This window comes from Streptacidiphilus carbonis (genome assembly GCF_000787775.1).
In the GTDB taxonomy this organism is placed as follows: domain Bacteria; phylum Actinomycetota; class Actinomycetes; order Streptomycetales; family Streptomycetaceae; genus Streptacidiphilus; species Streptacidiphilus carbonis.
In genome coordinates, this window is sequence record NZ_BBPM01000015.1 from 131,634 (window position 1) to 154,059 (window position 22,426).

General features: G+C 74.0%; 18 protein-coding genes and 1 pseudogene. 11 read left to right on the forward strand and 8 right to left on the reverse strand.

All coding sequences use genetic code 11. The features are described 5' to 3' along the window. Positions 1-4 precede the first annotated feature (4 nt). On the reverse strand, positions 5-1,387 hold the full coding sequence (locus TR46_RS14430; RefSeq protein ID WP_052432799.1) for an LCP family protein: 1,383 nt from the start codon (positions 1,385-1,387) through the stop codon (positions 5-7). A 207-nt stretch (positions 1,388-1,594) separates the two neighbouring features. Continuing rightward, positions 1,595-2,359 carry a TIGR03089 family protein gene (locus tag TR46_RS14435; protein WP_042399807.1) on the reverse strand — a complete coding sequence of 255 codons (765 nt, stop codon included), beginning with the start codon at positions 2,357-2,359 and terminating at the stop codon, positions 1,595-1,597. Positions 2,360-2,501: 142 nt separating this feature from the next. On the opposite strand from TR46_RS14435, the gene TR46_RS14440 reads away from it, so the two are divergent. Then, positions 2,502-3,431 carry a DNA-3-methyladenine glycosylase family protein gene (locus TR46_RS14440; protein WP_042399809.1) on the forward strand — a complete coding sequence of 310 codons (930 nt, stop codon included), beginning with the start codon at positions 2,502-2,504 and terminating at the stop codon, positions 3,429-3,431. A gap of 151 nt (positions 3,432-3,582) precedes the next feature. Here the strand turns inward: TR46_RS14440 and TR46_RS14445 are convergent, their stop codons facing one another. Together TR46_RS14445 and cofD are read right to left on the reverse strand one after the other, a co-directional pair. After that, positions 3,583-4,914: a coenzyme F420-0:L-glutamate ligase gene (locus TR46_RS14445; RefSeq protein ID WP_042399950.1), complete on the reverse strand. Its 1,332-nt coding sequence runs from the start codon at positions 4,912-4,914 to the stop codon at positions 3,583-3,585. 26 nt (positions 4,915-4,940) lie between these two features. Next, the gene (gene cofD, locus TR46_RS14450; protein ID WP_042399812.1) at positions 4,941-5,900 is read right to left on the reverse strand and encodes a 2-phospho-L-lactate transferase; all 960 of its coding nucleotides are present in this window, start codon (positions 5,898-5,900) and stop codon (positions 4,941-4,943) included. 91 nt (positions 5,901-5,991) lie between these two features. Between cofD and TR46_RS14455 the strand changes: the two genes are divergently transcribed. Beyond that, a complete protein-coding gene (locus TR46_RS14455) occupies positions 5,992-7,041 on the forward strand; it encodes an NAD-dependent epimerase/dehydratase family protein (protein ID WP_042399816.1) in 1,050 nt (349 codons plus the stop codon). Positions 7,042-7,081: 40 nt separating this feature from the next. Here the strand turns inward: TR46_RS14455 and TR46_RS14460 are convergent, their stop codons facing one another. Together TR46_RS14460 and TR46_RS14465 are read right to left on the reverse strand one after the other, a co-directional pair. After that, complete coding sequence (locus TR46_RS14460) at positions 7,082-8,242, reverse strand: sensor histidine kinase (RefSeq protein ID WP_042399822.1); 1,161 nt, start codon at positions 8,240-8,242, stop codon at positions 7,082-7,084. Continuing rightward, entirely contained in the window at positions 8,239-9,000 is a 762-nt protein-coding gene (locus TR46_RS14465) for a response regulator transcription factor (protein WP_063770594.1), read from the reverse strand. Before TR46_RS14465 ends, TR46_RS14460 begins: the two co-directional genes overlap by 4 nt. Positions 9,001-9,115: 115 nt before the next feature. On the opposite strand from TR46_RS14465, the pseudogene TR46_RS44245 reads away from it, so the two are divergent. The 4 genes and pseudogenes from TR46_RS44245 to TR46_RS14480 form a co-directional block, all read left to right on the forward strand. Next, positions 9,116-9,814, forward strand: a pseudogene (locus TR46_RS44245) (glycosyltransferase family 2 protein); the annotation flags it as partial. Between the two features lie 150 nt (positions 9,815-9,964). Next, positions 9,965-10,483, forward strand: coding sequence for a TIGR04282 family arsenosugar biosynthesis glycosyltransferase (locus TR46_RS44250; protein ID WP_439654362.1), 519 nt, complete (start codon positions 9,965-9,967; stop codon positions 10,481-10,483). After that, on the forward strand, positions 10,480-11,214 hold the full coding sequence (locus tag TR46_RS14475; protein WP_152626466.1) for a methyltransferase domain-containing protein: 735 nt from the start codon (positions 10,480-10,482) through the stop codon (positions 11,212-11,214). The genes TR46_RS44250 and TR46_RS14475 overlap by 4 nt, the downstream gene beginning before the upstream one ends. Continuing rightward, positions 11,211-12,758, forward strand: coding sequence for a glycosyltransferase family protein (locus tag TR46_RS14480; RefSeq protein WP_042399827.1), 1,548 nt, complete (start codon positions 11,211-11,213; stop codon positions 12,756-12,758). The genes TR46_RS14475 and TR46_RS14480 overlap by 4 nt, the downstream gene beginning before the upstream one ends. Here TR46_RS14480 and TR46_RS39425 read toward each other — a convergent pair. After that, a complete protein-coding gene (locus TR46_RS39425) occupies positions 12,664-13,221 on the reverse strand; it encodes a cysteine dioxygenase (RefSeq protein WP_084718489.1) in 558 nt (185 codons plus the stop codon). The genes TR46_RS14480 and TR46_RS39425 overlap by 95 nt on opposite strands. A 576-nt stretch (positions 13,222-13,797) precedes the next feature. On the opposite strand from TR46_RS39425, the gene TR46_RS14490 reads away from it, so the two are divergent. The 3 genes from TR46_RS14490 to TR46_RS14500 all read left to right on the forward strand — a co-directional run bounded on the left by TR46_RS14490 (position 13,798) and on the right by TR46_RS14500 (position 19,758). Then, on the forward strand, positions 13,798-14,067 hold the full coding sequence (locus TR46_RS14490; protein ID WP_030264048.1) for a WhiB family transcriptional regulator: 270 nt from the start codon (positions 13,798-13,800) through the stop codon (positions 14,065-14,067). Positions 14,068-14,256: 189 nt separating this feature from the next. Next, entirely contained in the window at positions 14,257-18,255 is a 3,999-nt protein-coding gene (locus TR46_RS14495; protein ID WP_052432800.1) for a glycosyltransferase family 2 protein, read from the forward strand. A gap of 3 nt (positions 18,256-18,258) precedes the next feature. Next, positions 18,259-19,758, forward strand: coding sequence for a DUF5719 family protein (locus TR46_RS14500; RefSeq protein WP_042399837.1), 1,500 nt, complete (start codon positions 18,259-18,261; stop codon positions 19,756-19,758). 114 nt (positions 19,759-19,872) lie between these two features. Here TR46_RS14500 and TR46_RS14505 read toward each other — a convergent pair whose 3' ends face one another. Beyond that, the gene (locus TR46_RS14505) at positions 19,873-20,331 is read right to left on the reverse strand and encodes a metallopeptidase family protein (RefSeq protein WP_042399842.1); all 459 of its coding nucleotides are present in this window, start codon (positions 20,329-20,331) and stop codon (positions 19,873-19,875) included. A 116-nt stretch (positions 20,332-20,447) separates the two neighbouring features. On the opposite strand from TR46_RS14505, the gene TR46_RS14510 reads away from it, so the two are divergent. Both TR46_RS14510 and TR46_RS14515 read left to right on the forward strand, forming a co-directional pair. Then, complete coding sequence (locus TR46_RS14510) at positions 20,448-20,819, forward strand: DUF3499 domain-containing protein (RefSeq protein ID WP_042399846.1); 372 nt, start codon at positions 20,448-20,450, stop codon at positions 20,817-20,819. A 122-nt stretch (positions 20,820-20,941) separates the two neighbouring features. Further along, the gene (locus TR46_RS14515) at positions 20,942-22,327 is read left to right on the forward strand and encodes a phosphomannomutase/phosphoglucomutase (RefSeq protein ID WP_042399851.1); all 1,386 of its coding nucleotides are present in this window, start codon (positions 20,942-20,944) and stop codon (positions 22,325-22,327) included. The last annotated feature ends 99 nt before the right edge of the window (positions 22,328-22,426 follow it).

Consider the following 22,426-nt stretch of genomic DNA (forward strand, 5'->3'; position numbering starts at 1 on the left):
GAGGTCAGGATGATGCGCAGATGTCCTGGTTTGCGGTGCGTCCGCTGAAGGTCGGCCCCGGAGCGGGCGTGGGAGCGGCCGCGGCCGAACTGCTCGCGGCCGACCCCACCGCCCCGGCCGCGGCGGTGGACGCCGACGCGGGCGCCGACGTGGAAGCGGCGGTGGACGGAGACGTGGACGGAGACGTGGACGGAGACGTAAACGGCGTCCGGGACGGCGATGCGGCGGGGGAGGCTCCGCCGGCCGCGCCGGAGACCTGTACCGGTTCGTCGTTCCTTATCCGGGTGAACAGCTCGTTCGCCTCGGGCTGCTGGAACTGGTCCCGGTTGGTGTCGTAGACGTACGGCTCCCGGGGCGCGGTGAGCAGTACCAGCTTGTCACTGGGCAGGTCCTTCAGGCTGGTCGCCAGGTCGTAGAGCTTGCCCACGCTGTTCAGCCCGGGGTCCACGGTGATGGCCGAGGTGGCCGCGTCCAGCAGCGGGTACAGCTTGGTGGGGTTGAAGAGCACCCCGTTGCTCTCCACCTTCTGCACCAGCGAGGAGAGGAACTGCTGCTGACGGCCCATCCGCTCGGTGTCGCTGCCGTCGCCGAGGGTCTCCCTGGCCCGGACGAAGCCCAGTGCCTGGTTCCCGTTGATGGTCTGCCGTCCGGCGGGCAGTACCAGGTGCGAGTCGGGGTCGTCGACCGGCTTCGCCAGGCAGACCTGGACCCCGCCGACGGCGTTGACCATGTTCTTGAAGCCGTTGAAGTCGACCACCATGAAGTGGTCGATCCGGATCTGGGTGAGGTTCTCCAGGGTGCGGATGGTGCAGGCGGTGCCGCCGAACTCGAACGCCCAGTTGAACTGGGCGAACTGGGCCTTGGTGTGGCTGCCGTCGGACAGCTGGCAGGCGGGGATCTGCACCATGGCGTCGCGCGGGATGCTCATCGCGACCGCGCTCTTACGATCCTTGGACAGGTGCAGCAGGATCGTGGTGTCCGACCTGGCGGTGCCGTTGGGGTCGCCGTAGGCGCTGTTGGCGCCGTCGCGGCTGTCGGAGCCGATGATCAGTATGTTCTCGGCGTCGTAGGCGATCGGGACCACGCTGGGGCGCAGGGCCGGCGGCCCGAGCAGCTTCTCGGTGGTGGTGTCGGTGTGGATGTTGTGGTTGAGCTTGCGGTAGCCGAGCCACACCGTCACCGAGGCGCCGACCAGCACCAGGCCGAGGCCCAGCGCCACCCAGCGGATGATCCGCCAGCGGCGGCGGCGGTACTGCGGGAACACCGGGGCGCCGTCGTCCGGCGCGGAGCCGGTGCCGTCACCGGAGTCGTCGGCGGGGCCGTCGGCGGGGTCGTCAGCGGAAGAGGAAGGATTCTGCTTCTGCTCGTCCCCAGTTCCCTCGGGCACCGGTGATCCACCCCCATGCATGACCGTCGCTGCCAGGCGACTGTGAAGAACGTGTGTTCACCTGTCAGACGCGCGAACGCCGCAGGTAGTTGCACAGATTCCCCATGGATGGCACGGAAGCCGCAGGGCACGTCCCAGACGTCGCCGCACGTGCTCCGGAAGAGCGGCTACCCGGCGCCGAATGGTCCACACATGTCGGATTGACGGTCAGTTGACCCGGTGCGTCACCCGCTCCGAGGCCATCCGCTGTTCGAGCGCCTCCTCCGCCAGCTTCTCGCTGTTGCGGCAGAGGACCACCGAGCCGCCTGCGGCCAACGGCGCCAGCAGCCCGCCGCCGAGCCCGGCCCAGTCGTCGAAGGAGAGCGTGCTCAGCACCCGGTCGCCCGGGCCCACCTCCAGCCGGGCGGCCTGCTCGGCGGCCAGCGACACCACCTGCGCCCCGGTCAGCTGCTCGCCGTCGATCACCAGGGCCGGCCGGTCCGGATCCACCGGCGCGTAGGGGACGAAACGGTCGCCCTGGGCCGGCACCTCGGCCGCGTAGTCCAGGAAACCCGTCGGCAGTTCGGGGAAGCGCCCGCCCAGCGGGCGCAGCGCGAGCGCCACCCGGTCACCGGGGCAGGCCAGCGCCTGCTCCAGGGTGTCGGGGCCGCTCACGACCAGCGACGCCTCGGCCGGATCGCCGCCCGGCAGCACCGTCAGCCCCACCGACCAGCAGGCGAACAGCCAGATGGCGGTCTGCCAGTGTGCGGGCAGCAGCAGCGCCGCGCGGTCGTCCGGAGCCGCGGCGAGATCGTCCTGCAGCAGATTGGCGGTCTTCGCCACCCAGTTGTCGAAGGTCTTGACGGAGAGTTCGACTCTCTCGCCGGTCGCGTCGTCGTAGTAGGTGATCAGTGGACGGGCAGGGTCGGTCGCGAGGGCGGAGCGCAGCAGATCGGCGGGGGTCTCTGCGCCGCTGAGGGGTGTCTGGCTCATGGTGTGCTCAGCCTATGCCCTGGGGATCGTGAGATTGCGACCCCATCCAGCACCGGACGGAGAAACCCGGTCAGGAAACGACAAGCGGCTTCAGCCGCAGAACTCACGTCCGCACCGCTGCCCCACCCCGTACCCTGGCGGGATGCGTACGGACGAGGCGGCTGAGGCCCAGCGGGTCTGGCGTCCTGAGGGGGCGCTCGATGTCGCCGGCACGCTGGGGGTGCTCAGGTTCGGTCCGCGCGACCCCGCCTTCCGCCGCACTCCGGACGGCGCGTTCTGGCGCTGCTCGCGCACCCCCGGCGGTCTCGGCACGCTGCGGCTGGCCGGCACCCCGGCCGCGGTCGAGGCCAGGGCCTGGGGCCCCGGCGCCGACTGGCTGCTCGACCGGCTGCCGGCGCTGCTCGGCGCCGAGGACGACCCGTCCGGCTTCGACCACTGCGGCAACGCGCTGCTCCGTGACGCGCACCGGCGCAACCCCGGGCTCAGGATCGGCCGGACCGGCCTGGTCATGGAGTCCCTGGTGCCCGCGATCCTCGGCCAGCGGGTCACCGTCGGCGAGGCCCACGACGCCTGGCGCACCCTGCTGCTGCACCACGGCGCGGCCGCGCCGGGTCCGGCGCCGGCCGGGATGCGGATCGTGCCGTCGGCCCGCGACTGGGCCATGGTCCCGTCCTGGGAGTGGCACCGCGCGGGCGTGGACGGCAAACGCTCCGCGGCGGTGGTCCGCGCCGCGAGGCTGGCCGCCCGCCTCGAACGCGCTTCGGTGCTGCCGACCCCCGAGGCCACCGCGCTGCTCACCTCGGTCCCCGGCATCGGCGTCTGGACCGTGGCCGAGACCCTGCAGCGCAGCAACGGCGACGCCGACGCGGTCACCGTCGGCGACCTGCACCTCCCCAACACCGTCGGCTGGGCCCTGGCCGGGCGCGAACGCAGCGACGACGCAGTGATGCTCGAACTGCTGGAGCCCTACCGGGGGCACCGCCACCGCGTCTGCCGCCTCCTCCGCACCACGCGCCTGCGCGCGCCCCGGCATGCGCCGCGTTATGCGCCGATCGATTACCGCGGGTTCTAAGGTGCGGCTTGTGCTTGGTTTGTCGCGCAGTTCCCCGCGCCCCTGGGGGGCTGCAACTGACCCACCGTGAGCAAGTGGCACCTACCCGGGGGCGCGGGGAACTGCGCGACCAGCCAACTATGGTCCGCAGTGAACAACCCGCAAGAAGGCTTCAGCGCACCTCGATGAACGCCCCCGCGTCCCGCGCTGCACGATCGGGCGCCGCCTCCGCGGGGTGTCCGACGGCGACCGCCCCCATCGGGTCCCACCCGCCCGGCAGCGCCAGCGTCTCCCGCACCACGTCCCGACAGAACATCGTCGAGGACACCCACGCCGTCCCCAGCCCCTCCCCGGCCAGCGTGACCAGCAGATTCTGCACCGCGGCGCCCATCGCCACCACGAACATCTCCCGCTCCGCGGCCGCCCTCCCGGGGTCCGGGTAGTCGTGCGAGCCGTTCATCACCAGACAGGGCACCACCAGGTACGGCGCGTTGCGCAGCACATCACCCCGGCGCACCCGCGCCGCCACCCGCTCCTCGGTCCAGCCGTCGAGCTCCCGCAGATCGCGGTTCCACGCGGCGAGCATCGCGTCCAGCAAGCGGGTCCGCACCTCCGCGCTCTCCAGCAGCACGAACCGCCACGGCGTGGTGTGGTGCGGCGCCGGCGCGGTGACCGCCGCCGCGACCGCCCGCCGCACTGCCGCGCCGTCCACCGGCTCCGAGGTGAACCGGCGCACGGTACGGCGCCCGACCACGGCCTCGCGGACCGCCTCCGACGTGCCTAGCCGGAACATGTCCTCGGCCGCACTGCGGATCATCGGCCGCACCCCGGCGCCGTCCTGCTCGGTCACCAGCCGTCCCAGGCCCCGCACCACGGCCACCGGCAGGCCGCCGGCCTTGCCCTTGACCAGATCCCCGGCGGCCGCCAGCTCGTCGGCGGTCGCGGTGACCGTCATCGACAGCTCGTTGCCGTGCGAGTCCAGCCGCCCCCGGTGGTCCTCCAGTGCGTCGATCCCGGCCGCGCCGATCGCCACGTCGGTCAGTCCGTTGCGCCAGGGCCGTCCGAAGGTGTCGGTGACCAGCACCGCCACCCGACGACCCGTCAGTTCGCCGAGCCGCTTGCGCAGAGCCCGGGCCGAGGCGTCCGAGTCCTCCGGCAGCAGCAGCACGGTCCCGGCCGGGGTGTTCGACGCGTCCACCCCCGCCGCGGCCATCACCATGCCCTGCCGGTTCTCCACGATCCTGGTCCGGCCGCGCCGGGCGACCACCCGTACCGTCTCGGCGTCGATGGCGGCCTCGCGGTCGTCGGCCCGGACCACCCGGCCCTCCGCCTTGCTGACCACCTTGGAGGTCACCAGCAGCACATCGCCGTCCCGCAGGGTGTCGCCCACCGCCGCGGCCAGCAGCTCGCCCAGGTCGTCGCCGGGGACGACCTCCGGCAGCCCCGGCACCGCCCACACCTGCAGAGTCGCCGCCTGATGCTCCGCCGCCTGATGCTCCGCCACCGGAAGCCCCGCCGCCTGATGCCCCGTCACTCGCCCCGCACCGCCTCCGCGAACGCCAGCGCCTCCCGCGCCATCGCCGCGCTCGCGTCCACGTCGGTCATCCACAGCGGCACCGCCCGGCACGGAATCCCGGCCGCCTCGACCTCGGCCACCGCCCCGGCGTCCGACCCGTCCACCAGCCAACCGTCCAGCAGATCACTGCCGTAGTGCTTGGCCACGGCCGAAGCCGAGGTCTCCACCCCCACGGCCTCCAGCACCTTGTCCGCCATCCCGCGCACCGGCGCCCCGCCGATGATCGGCGAGAGCCCGATCACCGGGGCCCGCGCAGCCACCAGGGCCTGCCGGATGCCGGGCACCGCCAGGATCGTGCCCACGCTCACCACCGGGTTGGACGGCGGCAGCAGGATCACGTCCGCCTCGGCGATCGCCTCCAGCACCCCCGGCGCCGGCTTGGCCGTCTCCGCGCCGACCGGGATGATCGCGAAGGCGGGCACGGTGGCATGGTGCTTCACCCAGTACTCCTGGAAGTGCACCGCCTTCCGCTCCCCCTCGACCTCGGTGAGCACATGCGTCTCGACCCGGTCGTCCGACATCGGGATCAGCCGCACCCCCGGCTGCCACCGGTCGCACAGCGCCTCGGTGACGGCGCTCAGCGGATACCCGGCGGCCAGCATCTGGGTGCGCACGATATGGGTGGCGAAGTCCTTGTCGCCGAGGCCGAACCACTCCGGGCCGACCCCGTAGGCCTTCAACTCGGCCTTGACGGAGAAGGACTCCTCGGCCCGGCCCCAGCCCTGCTCCTCGTGGATGCCGCCGCCGAGGGTGTACATCACGGTGTCCAGGTCGGGGCACACCTTCAGTCCGAACAGATGGATGTCGTCACCGGTGTTGCCGACGACGGTGATCTCCCCTCCCTCGACCGCCTGCTTCAGCCCGCGCAGAAAGCGCGCGCCCCCGATTCCTCCGGCCAGTACCACGATGCGCATGGCGCCCATCCTCGCAGGTACCTCTGACGATCCCCTTACGTGACCCCGTGGCACGCCCCGCGACGGCCGTCCGCGCCCTAACGTCCACGGTATGGATGTCCTCCTCACCGGCGGCGCCGGCTTCATCGGGTCCGCCGTGGCCACCGCACTCAGCTCGGCCGGCCACACCGTCCGCGTCCTGGACGCGCTGCTGCCCGCCGTCCATCCCCACCAGGAGCCGCCGCCGTTCCCCGACGGCGTCGAGTTCGTGCACGGCGACGTCCGCGACCGGGAGACAGTGGAGCGCGCGCTGCACGGGATGCAGGCGGTCTGCCACCAGGCCGCCATGGTCGGGCTCGGCCTGGACTTCGACGACGCCCCCGACTACGCCGGCTGCAACGACCTGGGCACCGCGGTGCTGCTGTCCGCGATGGCCCGGGCCAGGGTGGCCCGGCTCGCCCTGGCCAGCTCCATGGTCGTCTACGGTGAGGGCCGCTACCGCTGCGCCGAGCACGGCGAGGTCGTCCCGGGGCCGCGCCGCCCGGCCGACCTGGACGCCGGTCGCTTCGAACCGCCCTGCCCGCGCTGCGGCGCGGCCCTCAGCCCGGACCTGGTGGACGAGTCCGCGGCCGCCGACCCCCGCAACGTCTATGCCGCGACCAAGCTGGCGCAGGAGCACCTGGCCTCGGCCTGGGCCCGGGCCACGGCCGGCCGGGTGTTCGCGCTGCGGTACCACAACGTCTACGGCCCCAACATGCCGCGGGACACCCCCTATGCGGGCGTGGCCTCGCTGTTCCGTTCCGCGCTGGCCCGGGGTGAGGCGCCCAGGGTCTTCGAGGACGGCGCCCAGCGCAGGGACTTCGTCCATGTCACCGACGTGGCGTCGGCCAACCTCGCGGCGGTCGGCGCACTGTCCGAGCAGCCGCCGGGGCACTTCCGCGCCTACAACGTCGGCAGCGGCACCGTGCACACCATCGCCGACATGGCCGCCGCCCTGGCCGTCGGCGGCCCGGCGCCGACCGTCACCGGCCAGTACCGGCTCGGCGACGTGCGGCACATCACCGCCGACTCGCGACGGCTGCGCGAGGAGCTGGACTGGCGGCCCCAGGTCCCCTTCGCCACCGGCATGCGGGAGTTCGCCACCGCCCCGCTGCGGCACTGAACGTCCGGCACTGCGATGGGTGCGGGTGCGCCGACGGCCGTCAGATCCCGGCGGGCAGGGCGATCTCGAAGCAGCAGCCGCCGTGCACATTGCGGACCGACGCACGCCCGGCGTGCGCCTCCACGATCCCGCGCACGATGGCCAGCCCGAGCCCGGCCCCGGTGTCGCCGTGGTGCTGCACGGCCCCGCCCTGCACCGTCCCGCCCCAGGGCGCGCGGGGCGTGCGCGCGCTGCCGCCGCGCCAGCCGGTCTCGAACACCCGGGCGAGGTCCTGCTCGTCGATACCGCCGCAGCCGTCGGTGACGGAGACGACGACCTCCCGCTCGTTCTGCCGCGCCGCGACCGCGACCGTGCCGTCCGCCGGGGTCGAGCGGATGGCGTTTATCAGCAGGTTGCCCAGCACCCGGGTGATCTCCCGGCTGTCCACCTCCACCGGCGCCGGGGCGACATGCCCGCCCACCAGGTGCACTCCCCGCTCCCGTGCCAGCGGATACGCGCCGGCGATGGCATCGCCGACCAGGTCGTAGACGGACACCCGGGACAGGCTCAGGGTCAGCGCCCCGGCCTGGATCCGGGAGAGCTCGAACAGGTCGTCGACCATCCCGGTGAGCCGGTCCACCTCGGTCCGCATCCGCGAGTGGTAGCGGGCCGGGTCGTCGGCGACCCCGTCCTCCAGCGCCTCGGCCATGGCCCGCAGCCCGGCCAGCGGGGTCCGCAGGTCGTGCGAGATCCAGGCGATCAGCTCGCGCCGGGAGTGCTCCAGGGCCCGCTCCCGCTGCCGGGACTCGGCCAGCCGGGCACTGGTCGCCTGCAGCTCCGTGCTCAGCGCCGACAGTTCGGAGTTCAGCGGCGCGGCGGGGGCGGTGAAGCCCTCGTCGCTGCCGACCGTGCGCGCGGCCAGCGCCAGCGCCCGGCTGCCGGAGACCACCTGCCGGCTCAGGAACGCCGCCACGATCAGCGAGACCACGCAGCCCATGCCCAGGATGATGGTGACCACGGCGTAGTCGTGCCGGTCCAGCAGCATCGCCTGGGCCACCGCGATGGTGCTCGCGGTCAGCGAGGCCGCGGTCACCAGCGCGACGGTGAACAGCGACAGCGACAGCGACCGGCGCCGCAGCAGCACCACGGCGGGCCAGCCGAGCAGTCCGGCCGAAGCCGCGCCGAGCGCGGCGTAACAGGCCATCACCAGGTAGTCGTTCACGCTGCTGCCTCCCCGGCCGGGTCGAAGCGGTACCCCACACCCCAGACCGTGGTGATCAGCCTGGGAGCGGCAGGATCATCCTCGACCTTCTCCCGAAGCCTGCGCACATGCACGGTAACTGTCGACATGTCGCCGAAGTCCCAGCCCCACACCTTGTTCATCAGTTCCTCGCGGCCGAAGGCCGTGCCAGGGTGCTGCACCAGGAAGGCCAGCAGGTCGAATTCGCGCAGGGTCAGCGTCAGCTCCCGCCCGGCCCGGTGCGCCCGCCGGGCGGACGGGTCGAGCACCAGGTCGCCGGCCCGCACCTGCGGAGCCGGCTCGGCCTCCGCGCCCCCGGCGCCGGCCGGGTTCCCGCCGGCGGGGCCGTGCGCCGCGCTCCGGCGCAGCACCGACTGGATCCGCAGCACCAGTTCCCGGGGCGAGAACGGCTTGGTGACATAGTCGTCCGCGCCCAGCTCAAGGCCGTTGATCCGGTCCTGCTCGTCCCCCTTGGCGGTCAGCATGACGATCGGTACGCCGCGCGCCCCGGGGTCGGCGCGCAGCCGTCGGCAGACCTCCAGGCCGTCGATCTCGGGCAGCATCAGATCCAGTACGACCAGGTCGGGACGGACCGCCGTGGCCTGCGCCAGCGCGGCGGCGCCGTCGGCAGCGCGCTCGACGGAGTAGCCGGCGTGGTGCAGGTAGCGGGTGACCACCTCGGCGACGGTGGGGTCGTCGTCGACGACCAGGATGCGGGAAGGGGGTACGGAAGGGGGCACGGTTCGAGAGTAGAAGGCGCTGGGCTGCAGCGATGGGGTCCGAATGGGCGGCGTAGGACTTCCGTAAGGAGCCCTTGACCTATTTGTCCACCTTTTCGCTCTTACCGTGAGCGCCATGACCAATCCTCATCAGCCACTCCGGGAAGCCGCCGTCCGGGTCGAGGTCGTGCTGCCGTGCCTCGACGAGGCGGAGGCCCTGCCCTGGGTTCTGGACCGTATGCCGCCGGGGTACCGGGCGATCGTCGTGGACAACGGTTCGAGTGACGGCTCCGCGGACCTCGCCCGCAGCCTCGGCGCCCTGGTGGTCTCCGAGCCCCGGCGCGGCTTCGGTGCCGCCTGCCACGCCGGGCTGCTGGCCGCGACCGCCGAGTTCGTCTGCTTCTGCGACTGCGACGCCTCGCTGGACCCGGCCGAGCTGCCGTCCCTGGTCGGCCCGGTCCAGGACGGGACGGCGGACCTGGTGCTGGGGCGCCGCCGTCCCACCGCGCGCGGGGCGTGGCCGCTGCACGCCCGGCTCGCCAACGCCGAGCTCGCCCGGCGGCTGCGGGCCCGCACCGGCGCGCCGCTGCACGACCTGGGGCCGATGCGCGCCGCCCGCCGGGGACGGCTGCTGGACCTGGGGCTGGGCGACCGCCGGTCCGGCTACCCGCTGGAGATGGTGTTGGCGGCCGACGCGGCCGGGATGCGGATCGCCGAGCGCGAGGTGGCCTACCGGCCCAGGTCGGGACGGTCCAAGGTCACCGGCACCGTGCGCGGAACCAGGCAGGCGGTCCAGGACATGGGCGCCCTGCTGGCGGCCCCGGCGCCGACCCTGCTGGTGCTGGCCAAGTCCCCGGTCCCGGGCCGGGTGAAGACGAGGCTCACTCCGGCCTGCACCCCCGAGCAGGCGGCCGCCCTGGCCGAGGCGGCCCTCGCCGACACCCTGGGCACACTGGGCCGGGTGCCGGCCGGCCGGCGGATCCTGGTGCTGGAGGGCGCGCCGGGGCGCTGGCTCCCCGAAGGGTGGGAGGTGCTGCCGCAGGCCGGCGGCGGCCTGGACGTGCGGCTGGCCAAGGCGTTCGCGGCGGTGTCGGGGGATGCCCCGGCACTGCTGGTGGGAATGGACACTCCGCAGCTCAGCGCCCGGACGCTGGCCGAGGCGCTGGCCCCGGCGGCCAGGGCCGGCGTGGACGCCTGGTTCGGCCCTGCGGCGGACGGCGGCTTCTGGACCCTGGGGCTGGCCCGCCCCGACGCCGAGCAGGCCCGACGGCTGCTGCTGGGCGTCCCGATGTCCACCCGGACCACCGGGGCGGTGCTCCGCGGACGGCTGGCCGCGGCCGGGCTGCACGTCGTCGACCTCCCGGTACTGACCGACGTCGACACCGTGGCGGAGGCCGCGGAGGTCGCCGAACTGGCCCCGGAGACCCGCTTCGCCGACACCTGGCGCGCCCTGGCGCCGACGGCGCTCACCTCGACGCCCGCGCTCGGGGGTACGACCCGGTGACCACGACCGCCGCCGCACCGACGCAGGCCCCGAACCCGGCCCCCACTCCCGCTCCTGCTCCCGCCCCTGCTCCCGCTCCAGCTCCCGCCCCTGCTCCCTGGTCCGCCGACCCCTTCGCCGACGCGATCCGCCGCGGCCGGGGCCCGCTCTGGCTGCGCCGTACCGACGGACACCGCTACCCCCTGGACGTGGCCCGCTGGTGCGCCGCCCCAGACGCGGCCGACCGCACCCTGCTGCGCCGCTGCCTGCACCGCGGCCTCCCGGCCATCGACCTGGGCTGCGGCCCGGGCCGTCTGGTCGCCGAGCTCCAGGCGCACGGGCTGCCCGCGCTCGGCGTCGACATCACCCGCGCCGCCGTCGCCCGCACCCGGGGCCTCGGCGGCAGCGCGCTGTGCCGGTCGGTGTTCGACCCGCTGCCGGGCGAGGGCCGCTGGGGCACGGCGCTGCTCGCCGACGGCAACCTGGGCATCGGCGGCGATCCGGCCGCGCTGCTGGCCCGGGCCGCCGACCTGCTCGGCCCCGCCGGACACCTGCTGGTCGAGGTCGAGCCGGGGGAGCTGGAGGAACGGGTGACGGTGGCCGTCGAGGACGGCTCCGGCCGCCGCGGTCCGGCCTTCCGCTGGGCCCGACTCGGCGCCGCCGCGACCCTGCGCGCGGCGGCGGACCGGTTCACCCTCGCCGACTCCTGGGCCGCAGCCGGCCGCAAGTTCCTCGCCCTGGAGCGACGGTGACCGGGCCGGCGGGCCGTCGTCGGGCCCCCGGCGCGCTCTGGACCTGGCTCTGCGCCCTCACCCTCGCCGCCCTCACCGCCGCCCTGGCCAGGACCTTCACCAGCGGAGCCACCCTCGGTCGGCTCGGCTCGCTGCACCACTGGTACCTCGCGGACGGGGCGCTGTTCGCGCTGGCGGTGTTCCTGCTGCGCCGGGTCCCGCCGCGGCGCACCGCGGCGCTGGTGCTGGCCGGCGCCGTCGCGGTCGCCCTCACCGGACTCCTCGCGCCGCCCCGGACCAGCGACGACGCCTACCGCTACCTCTGGGACGGCCAGGTGCAGGCGGCCGGGATCTCGCCGTACACCTACGCGCCGACCGCCCCGGCGCTGGCCCCGCTGCGTGCCGCCGACCCCGCGCTCTTCCCGGTCACCGGCGGCTGCCGGGGCTGGGACCTGCACCGGGCCGGGCCGGTCTGCACCCATCTCAACCGGCCCACGGTGCACACCATCTACCCGCCGGTCGCCCAGGTCTGGTTCCTCGGCCTGTACGAGGCCGGACGGCTCACCGGCGGCCACGGGGTGCGCACCGCGCAGGTCGGCGGTGCGGCGCTGGCCGTGCTGACCAGCGCCGCGCTGCTGCTGGTGCTGCGCCGCAACCGCGCGCCGCTGCACCGGGCGGCGCTCTGGGCCTGGTGCCCGGGGGTGGCGATGTGGGCGGTCAACGACGCGCACGTGGACACCCTGGGCGTGCTGCTGTCCGTCTGCGGCCTGGCCGCTGCGGCCTCTGCGACATCTGCGCCCGCTGCGGCCTCTGCGGCCGCTGCTTCGGCGGTGTACGGGCGGCGGGTCCGGGCCGGGGTGCTGCTCGGCGCGGCGGTGGCGGCCAAGCTGATCCCGGCGCTGGTGCTCCCCGGCGCGCTGGCCGGGGTGCTGCGCCGCCGGCCCTCCTGGCGCGACACGGTGGTGCCGGCCGTCGCCGCGCTCACCTTCCTGCTCTGCTACCTGCCCTACGTGCTGGCCTCGGGTCCGGCCGTGCTCGGCTACCTGCCCGGCTACCTCAAGGAGGAGGGCTACGACCAGGGCACCCGGTTCGCCCTGCTCGGCCCGCTGGGCGACGCGCTGGGACTGGAGCAGCGGCAGCTTTCCGCGGTGGTCGCGGCGGTGCTGCTGGCAGCCGTCCTCCTGGTGCTGCGGAACGGCGACCCGGCCCGGCCGTGGCGCGGGGCACTGACGGTCTTCGGCACCGCGCTGTTCCTCGCGGCGCCCGGCTACCCCTGGTACGCGCTGCTGGTGGTGGGCCTGGTCGCGCTGGACGGCCGCTGGGAGTGGCTGGCGCTGCCGGCCGCGGCCGAGGTGATGGTCGTGCTGGGCGCGGGCCTGCAGCGGCAGGCCTACGCGGGAGCCCTGTGCGTGGTGCTCGCGGGGACCGCACTGCGCGTGCTGGCCCGGACCGGCGAGACGGTGCTCGCGGTCAGTGCTCCGGCAGTGCCTCGGCCCGCGCCGCGGCCGGTGCCTGCCGCCCCTGCCGCTGCGGCCATCCCGATCCGTACGGGGTCATCTCGGTGAGGCCGGGGAAGTAGACATGCAGGCTCACGGCGGGCTCCAGCGAGGTGTTGACCACCTCGTGCAGATAGCCGGGGGCGAAGACCCGCTGCGCGCCCTCGGCCAGCAGCCGCTCGGACTGGCCGGCGCCGGTGAGCGAACGCTCCGTCAGCTCGCCCTCCAGCACGGTGAGCACGCCGGAGGAGCGGCCGTGGTCGTGGCGGCCGCTGCCCTGTCCCGGCAGCCAGCTGAGCAGCCACACCTCGTACCCGACGCCGGTCTCCAGCTGCGCGTACCAGCGGGTCAGCGCGTCGTAGCGGACCAGTGGCCGCCAGCGGTCGCGGTCGGCGGCGACCCGTCGGGCGAGGGCGGCGAAGTCGCCGACGCTGACCGGGTGCGGGAGCGGCTCGGGTGCCAGGTGCGGCCAGGCGAGCGGGTCGCCGGCGATGCTGACGTCGCTGAGGCCGTCGGCCCAGGGGGGAGTCATGAGTGGTGATGTCCTTGTGTGCGCTGCGGCTGGTGGAGCGCCGGGGGAAGGGGCGGCGCCGGGAACGACCACAGGGCCCGACCGAGGGGTCAGGCCCTAGCTACAGCGGCAACAGAGCGCACTGGCGGCACGGCGGAGCTCGGTGACGAGGCTCTCGGAGTGGGCGCGCTGCTCTGACATGTGTAACAGGACATCCTTTGCGGCTACCCGCTGTCAAACCTGACCCCCCGATCAGTGGTCGACATCACCCGATCGGGGGATAAATCACCTCCCGGGTTTGTTGTTGAAGATCGCCGGGAACGAGGCGCTCAACTCCCGCAACCGGGGCCTTCGTGGTCTTCGTCCTGATGGATGTGCGGAGCGATACGAGGGACCAGTGGCAAGTAATCCGGTTTGCCCGGTTATGCACACTTATGGTGGCCGCTTGGTTCCAGGGAGTGAATCCCAGGCCTAATACCAGAGCATGGCTTGACGGGGCCAGAGTTGCGCACTTGTAATTTCACTCGTGTCGTTCAGTCGCAGAGGCAACGACCGCACCACGGGGACGCACGCTGAAGAGGGGTAGGAGGCGCGCTGATGAGCGAGCTCTTTGAGTTGATGATCGCCGACGAGGACGCCGGTGAGGAAGAGCTTGGCTGGCAGGAACGCGCCTTGTGCGCCCAGACCGATCCTGAGTCGTTCTTCCCGGAGAAGGGGGGATCGACCAGGGAGGCCAAGAAGGTGTGCCTCGCCTGCGAGGTCCGCTCCGAGTGCCTGGAGTACGCACTGGCCAACGACGAGCGCTTCGGCATCTGGGGCGGCCTCTCCGAGCGGGAGCGGCGCCGCCTCAAGAAGGCCGTGGTCTGAACCCACAACTGCCGGAGCCCCGCCGACCATCCAGGGATCCCCCTGGTCGGCGGGGCTTCTCCGGTTCCGGATCCGGAACCCCGTCCGCTGCTATTTCCACACCGGAACTCAACCCCCTCAGTCGCAACCGTTAGTGTGGGGCGCTCACACAGCACCCAGCCACTCAGCGAACCGGGGCCACCCACCGCGATGACTGCCACAGCGACGAGTCCCTACGGCCAACCCGCCCCCCAGCGGCCGCCTGCCTATCCGAGGCATCTGGTCACCGCCGTCCTGGTCAGCCATGACGGCGCCCGCTGGCTGCCGCAGGCCCTGAACGGACTCCTGGGCCAGGAGCGCCAGGTCCAGCGCGTGCTCGCGGCCGACACCGGCTCCGCGGACCGCTCGCTGCAGTTGCTGTCCGACGCCCTCGGCCCGGACGCCGTGCACCAGTTCGGACGCCGTACCGGCTTCGGCACCGCCGTCAACGAGACCGTGCGCGCCACCAGCCCGCTGCGCCCGCACGACCTGCCCTACGCCATCTCCGCCAGCGGCTTCGACCCGGTCGGGGAGACGGCGCACGACCAGTTCGGCGACCCGCTGGGGCACCACGACGAGCTCGCCGACGAGCAGTTCGGCGCGGGCACCTCGGTCGAGCCGGTGGAATGGCTCTGGCTGCTCCACGACGACTGCGAGCCGCGGCCGGACGCACTGCTGAAGCTGCTCCAGGTCGCCGAGACCACCCCCAGCGCCGCCGTGGTCGGCCCCAAGCTCCGCAGCTGGTACGACCGCAGGCAGCTGCTGGAGGTCGGCGTCAGCATCGCCCGCAGCGGCCGCCGTTGGACCGGGCTGGACCGGCGCGAGCAGGACCAGGGCCAGCGCGACCAGGTCCGTCCGGTGCTCTCGGTGTCCAGCGCCGGCATGCTGATCCGCCGCGACGTGTTCGAGGAGCTCGGCGGCTTCGACCAGGCACTGCCGCTGATGCGCGACGACGTCGACCTCTGCTGGCGGGTCGCCGCCGCAGGCCACCGCACCGTGGTCGCCCCCGACGCGGTGCTGCGGCACGCCGAGGCGGCCAGCCGCGAGCGCCGCCCGGTCGACTGCGCCCGCTCCGACCGCCCGCACCGGGTCGACAAGTCCGGCGCCGTCTACACCCTGCTGGTCAACTCCCGTACCGCGCTGCTGCCCTACCTGTTCCTGCGGATCACCCTCAGCACCGTGCTGCGGGCCCTCGGCTACCTGCTCGGCAAGACGCCGGGGCAGGCCGTGGACGAGTTCGCCGGTCTGGCGCACGTACTGCTGCGCTTCGGCCGGGTCCTGGGCGGCCGGGTCCGCAGGCGCCGTACCCGCAGACCGGACGCGCTGGACGACCGGAGCCTGTTCCCGGCGCCGGGCGCGACCACCCGGGCCGCGGTGGAGAACCTGGTGGCCGAGTTCGCCGGGCGGACCGGCAACGAGGCCATGTCCAGCCGGCACGGCTCGGTCGAGTCGGGACCGGTCGACGACGACTCCGAATTCCTGGAGGTCGAGCAGTTCGCCCGGCTCAAGCGGATCGCCCGCCGGCCCGCCCCGGTGCTCTTCGCCGGGCTGCTGGTGCTCACCCTGATCGCCTGCCGCGGCCTGCTCGGCAGCGGTTCCCTCTACGGCGGCGCGCTGCTGCCCACCCCCGGCGGCGCCATGGACCTGTGGCGGCAGTACGCCGCCTCCTGGCAGCCCACCGGCGTCGGCTCGTCCGGCGGGGCACCCCCGTACCTCGGCGTGCTGGCCGCGCTGGCGAGCATCACCCTGGGCAGCCCCGGGATCGCGGTCAGCCTGCTGCTCCTGCTGGCCGTGCCGCTGGCCGGGGTCTCCGCCTACCTGGTCTCCCGGCCGCTGATCGACTCCCGGCTGGTCCGGGCCTGGGCCGGCGCGGGCTACGCGCTGCTGCCCGCCGCGACCGGTGCGCTGGCGCAGGGCCGGCTCGGCACCGCGGTGCTGGCGATGCTGCTGCCGCCGCTGGCCCGCGCCGCGGCGATCGCGGTCGGCCTGGGCATCCGCACCGAGACCGCGGCCAAGGGCGGACGTCCTGGCTGGCGCAGCGCCTGGGTCGCCGCCCTGCTGCTCACCCTCACCACCGCCTTCGTCCCGTTCGCCTGGCTGCTGGGCCTGCTGTTCGCGCTGGGCGCGCTGCTCGCCGCCTTCCTGCGCGGCGGGGCCTTCGGACAGGGCCCCGACGTGCTGCGCAGCCTCGGCGCGCGCTGCCTGGCCATCGTCGCCACCCCGCTGCTGGTGCTCGCGCCCTGGTCGCTGGGGCTGCTGACGCACCCGGCCCGGCTGCTGCTGGAAGCCGGCATCCCCGGCGCCGTCGGCGCCACCGCGACGCCCACCGGACTGCTGCTGCTCGACCCAGGTGGCAGCGGGGCGGTGCCCGGCATCCTGATGATCGGCGTCGTGCTGGCGGCGCTGGCCGCGCTGCTGCGTGCGGACCGCCGTCGGGCGGTGGCCGTCGCCTGGGGCGCCGCCGCGGTCGCCATCCTCGGCGCGGTCCTGGTCGGCACGACCAAGGTGGTGCCGGGACCGGGTGCCCAGGCCGTCTCCGCCTGGGCCGGACCGGCCACCCTGATCGCCGGGATCGCCCTGCTCTCGGCCGCCGCCATCGGCGCCGACGGGGCCCGCGCCCGGGTCGCCGGCATCGACTTCGGCTGGCGCCAGCCGGTGGCCGCGCTGGTGCTGGTCACCGCCGGCCTCGCGCCGGTGGCCGCCGCGGGCTGGTGGCTGCTCAACGGAGCCGGCGGCCCGCTGCAGCGCGGCAACGGCCAACTCGTCCCGGCGTTCATCGCCGAGCAGGCCGGCACCGTCGACCAGATCCGCACCCTGGTGCTCAGCACCAGCGACTCCGGAGGGGTCGTCAGCTACTCGCTGGCACGCGGTGCCGGGCCGACCGTCGGCAGCGCCGAGTCCTCGGTCGCGGCCGGACCCTCCAGCAACCTCAACGCCCTGGTGGCCAACCTGGTCGCCGGGGCCGGCGGCGACCAGGCCGACGCGCTCGCCGAGTACGCCATCCAGTACGTGCTGGTGCAGGCCCCGGTCTCGACCAAGGTCAGCGACACCCTGAACGCCACCGCGGGTCTGACCCGGGTGAACCAGCAGCAGAGCGCCAGCATTTGGCGGATCACCGCCAATGTGTCCAGGGCCGTCATCCGGACCCCCGGAGCGGCCGACACCGCCGTCCCCGCGGGACCGGTCGAGGTGAATGCCACCGTCCCGGCCGGGGCCGACGGCCGGGTGCTGCGGATCGCCGACGCGGCCGACCCCGCCTGGCAGGCCACCGTGGACGGCAAGGCGCTGACGCCGGTGACCGTGGACGGCTGGGCGCAGGGCTTCCAGCTGCCGGCTTCCGGCGGCAAGCTCGCGGTCGGCTACCACGAGAGCCCGGTGCACCTGGCCTGGATCGCGGGGCAGTGCTTCCTGGCCCTGGTGGTGCTGGTGCTGGCCCTGCCGGGACGGCGCGACCACAACGACGACGACCTGCCGGACGAGGGCGACGCGGAGCAGCAGGCGGCGGCCGAGGCGCCGCTGCCCGGCTCGCGCCGGGCCCGCCGACTGGCGGCCGAGGAGGCCGCCGCCGACGCCGCGCAGGCCCCGGCAGCCCCGGTAGGGGAGGCCGACTTCCCGGAGCAGCCGGGTCCGGTCGGGTCGCCGCAGGAGCAGCCGGTCCAGGAGCAGCCGGCTCAGGAACAGCCGGTGTACGCGGCCTATCCGGAGCAGCAGTACCAGGACCCCGTCTACCAGGACCCCGGCTATGCCGCACAGGGCTACCCCGACGGGGCCTACCCGGACGGCGGCTACCAGAACGGCGGCTATCAGGACCCGGCGTACCAGGACCCCGCCTACCAGGGGCAGGCGTACCCGCCCTACCCGGAACAGCCGTCGCAGCAGCCCTACTACGACGAGCAGGGCTACCCGGTCCAGCCGCAGCCCTACGCCGACCCGCAGTACTCCCAGTACGCCCAGCAGCAGCCTGCGCAGCACGGGCAGCACGAGCAGCACGGGCAGCCGGCCCCGCACGGCTACGACTGGAACGGCGGCGCCGCCCCGGCGGCCGTCCCGGGTCAGGCCGGGGCCCCGCACGACGCGGCGGCCGGCGCCTACGGCTCGTTGCCGCCGGACGACCCGTGGCTGCAGGCCCAGCAGCCGGTCCGCCACCCCAACGACGAAGCCGGGAGCTGACCGATGCTCAGCCGAACCACCCAGTCCCTGCTCGCCGCAGTCGGTGTGCTGGCCCTCGCCGTGGGCATCGCCGAGGTGCACCCGCCGACCGGCCAGGCCGCGGTCACCGGCGCCACCGTGCTGACGGCGGTTCAGCACAGCACGCTGATCTGCCCGCCGCCGGTCCAGGGCAGCAGCGGCAGCACGGGGTACGGGCTGGCCGTCCCCGGCCTGCTGCCGGGCACCACCGCCGGGTCGGCGAGCGGTTCCTCCAGCGGTGCGGCTGCCGGCGGCGACGGCGCCGTGCTCGGCAGCCTCACCCCGGGCGGCACCGGCTCCAAGGCGCTCGCCAAGCAGACCGCCGTCGGCGGCAGCACCACCGCCAAGGCCGCCGGGGGCGACAAGGCCCCGGCCCTGCTGGCCGAGTCCGACGGCAGCACCGCTCCCGGCTTCACCGTCCAGCAGACCACCAGCGGGGTGGGTTCCACGCTCTCCGGCACCGGCTGCACCGCCCCCGGCACCGAGTTCTGGTTCGCCGGCGCGGACACGGCCAAGGGCAGCGCCGACTACCTGGAGCTCAGCAACGCCGAGGCCACCGCGGCCGACGTGGACATCCAGATCTTCGGCCCGAACGGCGAGGTGGACAACACCCAGGCCGCCAGCATCAATGTGCCGGCCGGCGGCACCGCATCACTGCTGCTGTCCACCCTGATCGGCCCGGGCAACGACAACAGCTCGCTGGCCGTGCACGTGCAGGTCCGCAGCGGCCGGGTGGCGGCGGCCCTGCACGCCGACAGCGGCTCCAAGGGCGCCGACTGGATCCCGGCCACCACGGCGGCGGGCACCCAGGTCATCGCCGGGCTGCCGGGCGACCTCAGCGACGCCGTCCTGGTGGTGGCCGCACCCGGCTCGGCCGACGCCGACCTGAATGTGCAACTCGCCTCGCAGAGCGGCTGGATCACCCCGGCCGGCCATGAGACGGTGCACGTCAAGGCGGGCATGGTGACCGCGGTCGACCTGTCGGACATCACCCGCGGCCAGCCGGCCGCTTTGCGGCTCACGCCCACCGACGCAAAGCAGGCCGCCCCGGTGGTCGCCGGGATCCAGGTGGTCCGCGGCGGCAAGAGCGGGACGGACACCGGCTACCTGTCCGGCAGCGGCCCGATCGGGCAGCGGGCCACCGCCGCGGGCAGCACCGGCAGCGACACCACGCTGCTGCTCACGGACGCCGGCAGCAAGGCGGCCGTGGTGCAGGTCGCCACGATCGGCTCCGGTTCCACCCCCGTCAGCACCAGCGTCTCGGTCCCGGCGGGGGCCACCGTGGCGGTGACCCCCAAGGCGCCGGGCGGCGGGAGCTATGCGGTGACGCTCACGTCCGACTCCGGGGGCAGCGTCTACGCGGCTCGCATGATCACCCGTGCGAGCGGATCCGTCCCGGCGTTCACCGTCCAGCAGCTCACCGACGACCGCAGCACGGTGCAGATCCCGCACGCACTGCAGGACAACTCGATCCTGACCCGCTGACGGCGGATCAGGAAGGCGGCGCCGGACCGGGCGGCGGCGGATCGGGCGGCGGCCTGTCGGGCCGGAGGCCGTCAGTCCTCGCCGTCGGGGGACGGCCTGTCGGGCCGGAGGCCGTCAGTCCTCGCCGTCGGGGGACGGGTCGACCGTGTCCGGATCCATGCCGAGCAGTTCGGCGACCTGTTCCACCACGATCTCGTGGACCAGTGCGGCCCGCTCGTCCCGGCCCTTGGCGCGGGTCTCCACCGGGCGGCGGAACACCACGATCCGGTCCGGCCGGCCCTGACCGGCCGGGATCAGCCGGCCCAGCGGGACGTCCTCCGCACGGACGTTCTCCAGCTCCGGTTCCGGCTCCCCCGGCAGCGGGGCCGGCACGTCCTGCACGGCGAACTCCACCGCGGTCAGCTGCGGCCAGCGGCGCTCCAGCCGCTCCACGGACTCGCGCACGTAGTCGTCGAAGAGCTCGGAGCGGCTGAGCGACAGCGGCACCTGCGGAGGTGCGAGCGGTCCGCGCAGCCCGCGGCCGTGCCGGTCACGCCGGCGAGGGCGACGGCCGGAGCCCGTTGGTCTGTCCATCCCGGCAGCTTAGAGCGTCCACGCACCCTCGAACTCCGGCGACGCGGTGCCGGATTGCGGGCGACACGGGGTGGGTCGTCGCGGACAGGCAGCCCGGTGGGGTACCGTCCATCGTCGTGAGCCCTGTACGTCGCTGTTCGCGCACCGCGTGCGGTCGTCCCGCCGTCGCGACGCTGACGTACGTCTACGCGGACTCGACGGCCGTCCTCGGCCCGCTCGCCACCTACGCCGAACCGCACTGCTACGACCTCTGCGCGGAGCACTCCGAGCGGCTCACCGCCCCCCGCGGCTGGGAGGTGGTCCGGCTGACCGTCGACTCAGGGCCGATCCGGCCCAGCGGCGACGACCTGGAGGCCCTGGCCAACGCGGTCCGTGAGGCCGCCAAGCCCCCGGTGCGCCGCCAGGACGGCGGCAGCCCCGCCGACCCCACCGAGGTCGGCCGCCGGGGCCATCTGCGGGTGCTCCGGTCGCCCGATCCCCAGCCGTAGTCAACCGCGACCCCTCAGCCGCGGACCGCTCACAGCCCGCACCCAACAGGCACCGGGTAATCTCCCCCTACCAGCTGTGACCGCAGACCTGTGACCGCAGACCAGAATGGCGGAGATTCCGAGTGCGTGACCTGAAGCAGATCGTGAAGGCGTACGACGTGCGTGGTGTCGTCCCGGACCAGTGGGACGTGCCGCTCGCTCGCGCCTTCGGCGCCGCTTTCGTCCGCGTCACCGGAGCGGGCGCCATCGTCACCGGACACGACATGCGGCCCTCCTCCCCGGGCCTGTCCCGTGCGTTCGCCGAGGGCGCCGCCGCCCAGGGCGCCGACGTCGTCGAGATCGGCCTCTGCTCGACCGACCAGCTGTACTTCGCCAGCGGCAAGCTCGACCTGCCCGGCGCGATGTTCACCGCGAGCCACAACCCGGCCCGGTACAACGGCATCAAGATGTGCCGGGCCGGCGCCTCCCCGGTCGGCGAGGACACCGGCCTGGTCGAGATCCGCGAACTGGTCGAGTCCTGGACCGCCGAGGACGACACCGTCACCGTCCCCGCCTCGGACACCGCGGCCGGGACCATCACCCAGCAGGACGAGCTGCAGCCCTACGCGGACCACCTCAACGGCCTGGTCGACCTCAGCGGCATCCGCCGGCTGAAGGTCGCCGTGGACGCGGGCAACGGCATGGGCGGCCACACCGTGCCGAGCGTGCTCGGCGGCCTCCCGCTGGAGATCGTGCCGATGTACTTCGAGCTCGACGGCACCTTCCCCAACCACGAGGCCAACCCGCTGGACCCGAAGAACCTGGTCGACCTGCAGGCCAAGGTCCGCGAGGTCGGCGCCGACATCGGCCTGGCGTTCGACGGCGACGCCGACCGCTGCTTCGTGGTGGACGAGCGCGGCGAGCCGGTCTCGCCCTCCGCGATCACCGCCCTTGTCGCCGTCCGGGAGCTGGCCCGGGCCAAGGCGGACGGGGAGCAGGAGCCGGTGATCATCCACAACCTGATCACCTCCTGGACCGTCCCCGAGGTCGTCCGCGAGCACGGCGGCAAGGTAGTCCGCACCCGGGTCGGACACTCCTTCATCAAGCAGGAGATGGCCCGGACCGGCGCCGTCTTCGGCGGCGAGCACTCCGCGCACTACTACTTCCGCGACTTCTGGCGTGCCGACACCGGCATGCTGGCCGCCATGCACGTGCTGGCCGCCCTCGGCGCCCAGCAGGGCACCCTCTCCGGGCTGGTCGCCGAGTACGACCGCTACACCGCCTCCGGCGAGATCAACAGCACCGTCGAGGACCAGGCCGCGCGCAGCGCCGCCGTACGCGAGGCCTATGCCGCCACGCCCGGTGTGGCCTTCGACGAGCTCGACGGTATGACGGTCACCACCGGGGACTGGTGGTTCAACCTCCGCGCCTCGAACACCGAGCCGCTGCTCCGGTTGAACGTCGAAGCCCGCGACTCGGCCACCATGGCGAAGATCCGTGATGACGTGCTCGCCATCGTCCGCGGCTGACGGCCCGGCACGCCCGCGCCGTACGGAGGCCCGACCGTCGCCGTAGCCCCGCCGTGCCCCGAGGTACCCCGCCGTGCCGCTGTCGCGTCCCCGCCGTCT

Bases quoted from the DNA above. Each gene is read 5' to 3' on its own strand.
- TR46_RS14435 (WP_042399807.1), bottom strand. From the start codon at position 2,359: ATGAGCCAGACACCCCTCAGCGGCGCAGAGACCCCCGCCGATCTGCTG.
- TR46_RS14440 (WP_042399809.1), top strand. From the start codon at position 2,502: ATGCGTACGGACGAGGCGGCTGAGGCCCAGCGGGTCTGGCGTCCTGAG.
- cofD (WP_042399812.1), bottom strand. From the start codon at position 5,900: ATGCGCATCGTGGTACTGGCCGGAGGAATCGGGGGCGCGCGCTTTCTG.
- TR46_RS14455 (WP_042399816.1), top strand. From the start codon at position 5,992: ATGGATGTCCTCCTCACCGGCGGCGCCGGCTTCATCGGGTCCGCCGTG.
- TR46_RS39425 (WP_084718489.1), bottom strand. From the start codon at position 13,221: ATGACTCCCCCCTGGGCCGACGGCCTCAGCGACGTCAGCATCGCCGGC.
- TR46_RS14490 (WP_030264048.1), top strand. From the start codon at position 13,798: ATGAGCGAGCTCTTTGAGTTGATGATCGCCGACGAGGACGCCGGTGAG.
- TR46_RS14495 (WP_052432800.1), top strand. From the start codon at position 14,257: ATGACTGCCACAGCGACGAGTCCCTACGGCCAACCCGCCCCCCAGCGG.
- TR46_RS14500 (WP_042399837.1), top strand. From the start codon at position 18,259: ATGCTCAGCCGAACCACCCAGTCCCTGCTCGCCGCAGTCGGTGTGCTG.
- TR46_RS14505 (WP_042399842.1), bottom strand. From the start codon at position 20,331: ATGGACAGACCAACGGGCTCCGGCCGTCGCCCTCGCCGGCGTGACCGG.